Below are 8,365 nucleotides of genomic sequence, written 5' to 3'. Positions count from 1 at the left end.
TCCTTTTTTTTTCTTTTCTTTTTCGCGTTTCTCTATTGTTGAGGATTTTTTTTTCGTCATTTTTATTTTCATTTTTTTTTTCATTTTTTTTCATTTTCAATCATCATTTTCATTTTCTTTTTTTTGAATTTTAGATTTGGAGTAGAGTAGTGCTATTTCCAAGTGTAAGTGGAAAAGGTATTGGCGTGTTAGATTGGGAAGGTAAAGCAATGACCGCTTTGAGGGACCCATCTTCCTCTGGATATTCCCAAGCAATAAATTTATTTATCCAGGCAATCAGGATTGCTAAAAAAATGCGGCCAAATGTAAGATGGGGTTATTATGCATTACCTTATAGAACCTTTTGGGGAATGGATGATTTATGGCGAAAAAATAATGAAGGGTTGAAATCTATTCTTAATGAAACCGACATAATTTTCCCGTCGGTCTATATGTTATATACTGACGGTCAAGTGACGTCTGGTAAAAATAGATCGTATATTTCAAATAACATTTCATTAGCTTTAAGACTTGGACAAATATGTAATAAGCCAGTTATGCCTTTTGTTACGGACAGATGGCAGCCAAGTGCTAAAGGCTTTGCTAATAAAGTAATTCCAAAAACAGATTTCGTGAAATATATATCGGAGATTAATAAAGTTGTCTATAATAACCACACAATTTCGGGAATTGTGTGGTGGGGCAGTCCATTTTACGATTATAAAATGAAAAATCCAGTTGTTAGAGCTGAAGCGAGGTCTGAATCGGAATTCGTTGATATTCAAGATAATTTGATTATTAATTATTGTAGAGAAATCAAGGCATTGCCATAATGTGAGTTGCTCAAAATATTATGATTAAACCTTTTGGTGGAATTATAATAATTTATTATTTAAACATTTATATGTATAATATTACTATTGTTGCCGGTGCTCGACCAAATTTTATGAAAATTGCGCCAATTATTAATGCAATCGAAGACGCTAAGTTAAAAAACGAAGACATAGATTTTAGGCTAGTTCATACTGGACAGCATTATGATAAGAAAATGAGTGGTGATTTTTTTGAACAATTGGGGATACCAGAACCGGATGCGAATTTAGGAGCGGGCGGCGGCTCTCAAGCGGAGCAGACAGCGGCTATTATGATTAGCTTTGAAAAAGAATTGATTGAACACCCGTCAGATTTGGTATTAGTCGTAGGAGACGTCACCTCTACAATGGCTTGTACTATCGTGGCCCAAAAATTAAATACCAAGGTTGGGCATGTGGAAGGGGGTATTCGTTCAGGCGACTGGACAATGCCCGAGGAAATAAACCGTATGGTAACCGATAGTATCACGAACTATTTCTTTACTACATCGGAGACTGCAAATAAAAATTTGGCTGAATTGGGTATTAAGCAAGATCGTATATTCTTTGTGGGTAATACAATGATTGACACGTTGTTGAAGCAAATGCCCTATTTTAGGCAACCTGCTGTTTGGAATAAATTTGGGCTAAAAGAGAATGAATATATTATTATGACCTTGCACCGTCCGGCAAATGTTGACCAAGAGCAGCATTTGAAAGAAATGATTGATACTTTAGTGGTCTCTTCAAAAGGACTGCCTTTGATATTCCCGGTACACCCCCGTACAGCAAAGATGCTTGAAGGTATTGGTGTATCAGCAGCTAATCTGTTTATGATAGAGCCTATGAACTACTTGGAATTTAATTATTTAGTGAAGCATGCAAAAGCGGTAGTGACAGATTCCGGCGGAATTACAGAAGAAACGACCGTAATGGGGATACCTTGTATGACCCTACGTGATAATACCGAAAGGCCAGAGACATGTACAATAGGAACTAATGAGTTGTTGGGTACAAATGTTATGTCTATTTCGCCTGCTTTTGAAAAATTGTTTGCTGGGAATTGGAAAAAAGGAGGAATTCCTGAATTGTGGGACGGAAGAGCTGCTCAAAGAATTGTTGATGTGATTTTAGAATTAAAAAATAAAAAATGAAAAGGGTCTTATTAATTAGTGATACATTAGAACATTATAGAATACCTCTTTTTGAATCTCTATGTGATGTTGTGAATTTAACAATTGCTCACTCTAATAAAATTAATTACAATACATCATTTAAATCTGTTCAGATCGAGGTCTTGCCATTTGGTCCTTTTTTAAGATATAAGGGGTTACCGAAATTAGCTGAATTTGATATTGTTATTTTTCCTTTTAGTTTTCGATGTTTTGAATTGTTTAAACAAATTTTGTCTAATAAAGATATAAAGATTGGGGTCTTCGGTATAGGGGTAAGTGCATCTTATAATAAAAAATATGATTCTGACCGAAGGTTACTATGGCTGCGAAAATTAATACTTAAAAGAGTTGGCTTTGCAATTTTTTATGAACAATATCCCTTTATTAAATATTCGGCAATGGGGATAGATGCGTCAAAAATGAGCGTTGCTTTTAACACTGTTGAGAATAAGATTAATTTTGATTTAGCGGAAAAAACATTTTCCTCTTTTATTTTCATTGGTAGTCTATATAAACAGAAGAAAATATTTGAACTTTTAAATGCATATTTAATTGTTTATACAAATCATAAAGGAAATATTCCCCGCCTTGAAATCGTAGGGGATGGTGATCAAATGGATGAAATAAAAAATTGGATTTTAAGTAAAGATCTAAATAATTCAATTATACTTCATGGGAAATTGACCTCTGATTTACTTTTAGCTCCCATATTTAGACGAGCAATTGCCTGTGTCTCCCCCGGGCAGGCTGGTTTGTCAGTTCAAAAATGCTTTTCTTTTGGGGTTCCATTTATAACATCTTTTAATGCAATAACTGGTGGAGAGGCATTTTCGATTATCAACAGTGTAACAGGATTTTGTTATGACTCAACAATCATGGGATTGTCAAATATATTGGAGAAATTTGTCTCGAATGATTTAGACTTAAAAAAGATGTCAAATGCGTGTTACATATTTTACGAACAATTTCGGAATATAAATATTTGGAAAGAAGGGTTCTTAAGAAACGTTATTTAATGAAGGAAGCAAAAGCTTTAAATGCTTAAATGAGTATGTTTAATCATATTATTTATTATGAATCTGTTATCGTTTACTTTAAGTAAAGCATATCTTCTAAATGATCGTAAATTTAGATTTTTTAAAATTTAATAACAGTTTAAAAAGTGTATAAATTTTAAATGAAATCAATTTATTTTTCAAGAGAAGTTTTTTCAAGAAAGTTGCCAAGATTGGATCGAACTTCAACTTTATGTATGCTTTGAACTATATAAGATAGATTTTGAATATTCATTTTGAGGGAATATGATCACATTCTTTCTTCCGTGAATAATAGTATAAAATGGTATTAATTTTTAAAACAAAATGTTGAGTACTATTTATCTCAATTTTAATTGGAGTACCTAATAAACTTATATGAATAATACAGTAGGAATAATAGGAGGTGCAGGTTTTATAGGACACAATTTAGTAGACTATTTTTTGAAGAACAATTACGAAGTAGTTGTTGTTGGCCGTAAAGTTGATAGAATTAAAATCTGTAATGATAAATTAAAATTAATTGAATGTTTAATTGAAAAAACTGATTATATTCTAGAAGAATTATCAAACTGTGGAACGATTATTTGGTTAATTAGTGCAACAATACCGAGCTCGAGCCAAAAAAGTTTATTAACAGAATTTGAACTAAATATAAAGCCTCTATTACAGTTTTTAGAAAAGTTAACACTAATGTTGACTGCCAAAAAATTCATATTTTTATCTTCTGGGGGTGCCGTGTACGGGAATTCTACTGAAAATAAGCCAATTTCTGAAATTGCAATATCTAATCCCATTTCCAGTTATGGGCTTTCAAAATTGATTTGTGAAGATTATATAAAATATTTAACAGTTGACTCTAATCTACAAAGTTATATTTTGAGGCCTTCAAATGTATATGGAATTTACCAAAATTTAATAAAGCCACAGGGGATTATCGGATATGCTTTTAAAGCAATTCTTCATAAAGAACCTTTAGTTCTTTATGATAAAGGACGTGTAACCCGTGACTTTATATTTGTTAATGATTTGGCAATTGCAATAGATTTATGCATTAAAGATAGTTTTCAAAGTTCAAATTGCAATATTTATAATGTTGGCAGCCAACAGCCTTACACAATCAAAGAAATACTGAATAAAATAGAAAATATTGCGGGAGCAGAGATTGACTTTATTCCAAAAATTTCGAGAAAATTTGATTGCAATTATAATGTATTGAATATACAAAAAATAGCTAATGAGTTAAATTGGAGTCCGAATGTAACTATCGATAATGGTTTGGTTGAAGTTTGGAATTGGATGAAAAATAACAAAAATGACAAATAAAAATAAAATTATCGCAGTAGGACCTACCACCCAAAATAACACAGTGGTAAATGGACAGTCGATGATGTTTCAGTTAATAATTGATGCGTTTAAAGGAAAGGGGTTAGATTTTAAAGTGATTGACATTGGAACCTCTATTTTTAAAAATACTGATAATAAAGTTTCAGGAAAATTTTCAATTATCAAGGCTATCGATTATATATTTATTATTGGGCGGTTATTTTTTGTACTGATTTTGAATCAAAATCAAACATTGTATTTAACTACTGCGCAATCTAAAGTGGGTTTTATAAGGGATTCAATAATTATACGTCTTGCAAAATTTTTTAAATATAAAATTGTAGCTCATCAATTCGGCGCAAATTACGGAGGCTTCTATTCAGCACAGTCAGAAAATTTAAAATATAAAATAAGAAATATTCTTAATAAATGTAATAATATTATAGTTGAAGGTGATTATACAAAGAAACAATTTAAATTTCTAAATAATTTTGAAACTAAAGTGATTTCATTGCCAAATGGCTTACCTGAAAAAATACAGAATGATAGTATTTCGGCAAAATCTATTCAGAACTCCACTAAAATTAAACTTTTTTATTTGAGTAACCTAATTGAAAGTAAAGGATATTGGGATGTGTTAGAGGCTATTAATATACTAGTAAATGATTTTAAATTTGATATAGATGGCGTTTTTGCAGGTAAGTTTTTGGCATCGGTAGATGATGATAAATTTGAAAATATTGAAGTTGCAAAAAATGCCTTTTTTAATTATATAGATGATCATAAATTAAATAATAATGTAAGATATTATAAAGGGTTATACGGGAAAGATAAAGCACTGGAGTTTGAGAGCGCGCACTTTTTTTTGTTGCCTAGCTATTATATAAATGAAGGGCAACCTGTTTCGGTATTGGAGGCGCTAGCTTATGGTTGTGTACCAATTGTTACGAATTATAGATTGATTCCGATGATGGTAAACATTCATAACGGCGTTTTCGTGAATCCGAAATCTCCAAATGAAATTGCTGAATCCATAAAAAAATTAGTATTGGATAGCGAGAAGTATGAGATAATGTCAAAATCAGGCATTGATTATTATTTAAATAATTTTACGCCCGAAATTTATACAACCAAGTTGATTGAAATTTTAAATTAAATTATGTTATATGGAGATGAGAAATAAGATTTTACTAATAACCGGAGGCACCGGCTCTTTTGGAAATGCGGTAATGCAGAAATTCTTAAATACTGACCACTTTAGTGAAATTCGTATATTTTCTCGCGATGAGAAAAAGCAAGATGACATGCGCAAGCGTTTGAACAACCCTAAAGTGAAATTTTATATAGGCAATACACGCGATGCAGATAGTGTTGATAGTGCTGTTCGTGGTGTAGATTATATCTTTCATGCAGCGGCGTTGAAACAAGTTCCAAGTTGTGAATTCTTTCCGTTGGAAGCTGTTAAGACAAATATTCTGGGGACGGAAAACGTATTGAATGCTGCAGAAAAATATGGGATTAAAAGGGTAGTGGTCCTCAGCACCGATAAGGCCGCTTACCCTATTAATGCAATGGGTATGTCCAAAGCCTTGATGGAGAAATTAACGGTGGCTAAATCTAGGAACTTAGATGATAGTAAGACTATTTTTTGCTCAACTCGTTATGGTAATGTTATGGCGTCTCGTGGATCAGTAATTCCTTTATTTATCGAGCAGATAAAAGCAGGTAGTCCTTTGACGTTGACAGATCCAAATATGACACGTTTTATGATGACATTGGAAGATGCAGTGGATCTGGTTCTCTATGCTTTTGAACATGCACAACAAGGCGATTTATTTGTGCAGAAAGCTCCTGCTGCTACTGTGGAAACATTAGCTAAAGCTCTAATAGAAATGTATGAGAGCAAAAGCGAAATAAAAATTATTGGAACACGCCATGGTGAAAAAGTCTATGAGACTTTGGTAAACAAGGAAGATATGTTGAAAGTGGAGGATATGGGTAACTATTATCGTATACCTGCAGATAATCGTGATTTAAATTATAATCAGTTCTTTTCCGAAGGAAATACGAATGCGGGAGCAATAGAAGAATATCATTCACACAATACTCATCGCTTGGATATAGAAGGGATGAAGGATTTACTGAAAAAGTTACCCATAATAAGAGAGGATATTTTGAAGGAAGAAAATGTGATTCATTATCCCGCTTAATGGTGCAATCAGTATAACAGAAATAGTTAGTGATTGTTCTGAAATAGATCTAATAAGTAGATTGTTTCAGTGTTTCTCCTTTGCATACCTGAAGGAATAGTCGGACTCGACGGTTCAAGAATAACATTGGGGCAATTAGCAGTCCGAAAATTAAATGTAAATAGCTTCGATAGTAGCAAATAATAGTTCTAATGATGTCCCAAATGTTTTCACTCATTAAAGGGGGTACTTTTCAAGATGAACGTGGCACAATGCGTTTTGCCAATGATTTTTTGATGGATCAGGTGAAGCGTATGTATATCATAGAGCCTAGAGATACGACAGTTATTAGAGCCTGGCAGGCACACAAAGAAGAACAAAAATGGTTTTTTGTGTTGGAAGGCAGCTTTGAGGTGAAATTGGTTCAGCCGGATAATTGGGAATTACCTAGCAAAAAATTGCCTGTTCAATCGCTAACATTAGCCGCATTGAGTAATGAAGTCTTGCACATCCCAGGTGGTTATGCCAATGGCTTTAAAGCACTTGAAGCCGGGTCGAAATTGCTGGTATTTTCAGACACTGAAATAAAGCATGCTTCCGAGGATAATTATAGATTTGATAAAGATTATTGGGATTGTTGGTAAAAATAAACGAATGAAAAAAATTGGCATTACAGGACAGAAGGGCTTTGTAGGGACTCATTTAAACAACACCCTGAAGCTCTACAAAGAAGAATTTGCATGCGTTGAGTTTAGACGTTCCTACTTTGAAACGGATGAGGCCTTAGATGCTTTTGTAAGTCAGTGCGATGTGATTGTACACCTAGCTGCTTTAAATCGGCATAATGATCAGGATGTAATATATGCCACTAATACTGGATTAGTAAATAAGTTAGTAGAAGCATTGGATAGAACCAAATCCAAACCGCATATTATTTTTTCTTCTTCTTCACAGGAAGAAAAAGATAATCTCTACGGGAAATCAAAGAAAGAAGGCAGAGAATTATTAGAAAAATGGGCATCTACTTCAGGAGGAAAACTAACCGGAATGGTCATCCCAAATGTTTTTGGCCCTTTCGGTAACCCTTATTACAATTCCGTTATTGCAACTTTCTCTCATCGAGTGGCTCGCGGTGAGGCACCAGAGATACAGGTGGATGGTCAGCTAAAATTGATTTATGTAGGTGAATTAGTTCAGGAAATTATTAATAAAATTAGGAGTTCAAACAACGAACCACTTTATTTTGTTCCACACACAGCTGAAGCTAGAGTTTCTGAAATACTGAACTTATTGCAACGCTACAAAGAAGAATATCAAGATAAAGGCAGCATACCAGCGATAAAAAATAATTTTGAATTGAATCTGTTCAATACTTATCGTTGCTATATGGATATAGCAAAACATTTTCCTGTCAAGTTTATTAAACATATGGATCCCAGGGGCAGTTTTGTTGAAATCATTCGGTTGAATGTAGGTGGACAGGTTTCTTTTTCGACGACCGTGCCTGGTATAACCAGAGGCAATCACTTTCATACTCGTAAAATAGAGCGTTTTGCGGTTATCAAAGGAAAAGCTTTAATTCAACTAAGGAGAATTGGAACAGAGGAAATACTGAATTTTGAATTATCTGGTGATGAACCTGCATACGTAGACATGCCCATTTGGTATACGCATAATATAAAAAATATTGGAGAAGAAGAATTGTATACTAACTTTTGGATTAATGAATTTTACAACCCTGAAGATCCAGATACTTATTTTGAAAATGTTTGATACGTCAAATATTATGAAAAACAAACAATTAGGTGGAA

Annotated in this window: 8 protein-coding genes; all 8 read left to right on the top strand. The window is 33.2% G+C overall.

Annotated features, from left to right (window positions below; all coding sequences use genetic code 11):
- The first annotated feature begins 149 nt into the window (after positions 1-149).
- Complete coding sequence (locus tag ACQR30_RS08950; RefSeq protein WP_429734186.1) at positions 150-812, top strand: hypothetical protein; 663 nt, start codon at positions 150-152, stop codon at positions 810-812.
- 71 nt (positions 813-883) lie between these two features.
- Positions 884-1,984 carry a non-hydrolyzing UDP-N-acetylglucosamine 2-epimerase gene (gene wecB, locus ACQR30_RS08945; RefSeq protein ID WP_429734184.1) on the top strand — a complete coding sequence of 367 codons (1,101 nt, stop codon included), beginning with the start codon at positions 884-886 and terminating at the stop codon, positions 1,982-1,984.
- Positions 1,981-3,021, top strand: a complete 1,041-nt coding sequence (locus ACQR30_RS08940) for a glycosyltransferase (RefSeq protein ID WP_429734182.1) — start codon at positions 1,981-1,983, stop codon at positions 3,019-3,021. Before wecB ends, ACQR30_RS08940 begins: the two co-directional genes overlap by 4 nt.
- A gap of 396 nt (positions 3,022-3,417) precedes the next feature.
- Complete coding sequence (locus ACQR30_RS08935) at positions 3,418-4,365, top strand: NAD-dependent epimerase/dehydratase family protein (RefSeq protein ID WP_429734180.1); 948 nt, start codon at positions 3,418-3,420, stop codon at positions 4,363-4,365.
- Positions 4,355-5,521 carry a glycosyltransferase family 4 protein gene (locus tag ACQR30_RS08930; RefSeq protein ID WP_429734178.1) on the top strand — a complete coding sequence of 389 codons (1,167 nt, stop codon included), beginning with the start codon at positions 4,355-4,357 and terminating at the stop codon, positions 5,519-5,521. Before ACQR30_RS08935 ends, ACQR30_RS08930 begins: the two co-directional genes overlap by 11 nt.
- Positions 5,522-5,537: 16 nt before the next feature.
- Positions 5,538-6,575: a polysaccharide biosynthesis protein gene (locus tag ACQR30_RS08925; protein WP_429734176.1), complete on the top strand. Its 1,038-nt coding sequence runs from the start codon at positions 5,538-5,540 to the stop codon at positions 6,573-6,575.
- A gap of 203 nt (positions 6,576-6,778) precedes the next feature.
- On the top strand, positions 6,779-7,198 hold the full coding sequence (locus tag ACQR30_RS08920; RefSeq protein WP_429734174.1) for a WxcM-like domain-containing protein: 420 nt from the start codon (positions 6,779-6,781) through the stop codon (positions 7,196-7,198).
- 10 nt (positions 7,199-7,208) lie between these two features.
- On the top strand, positions 7,209-8,327 hold the full coding sequence (locus ACQR30_RS08915; protein ID WP_429734172.1) for an NAD-dependent epimerase/dehydratase family protein: 1,119 nt from the start codon (positions 7,209-7,211) through the stop codon (positions 8,325-8,327).
- Positions 8,328-8,365 lie beyond the last annotated feature (38 nt).

Origin of the sequence: Arachidicoccus sp. (assembly GCF_050436765.1) — a bacterium.
In the GTDB taxonomy this organism is placed as follows: domain Bacteria; phylum Bacteroidota; class Bacteroidia; order Chitinophagales; family Chitinophagaceae; genus Arachidicoccus.
Note: the sequence above shows the minus strand (reverse complement) of the source record. Positions and strands in the feature narration are given on the sequence as shown.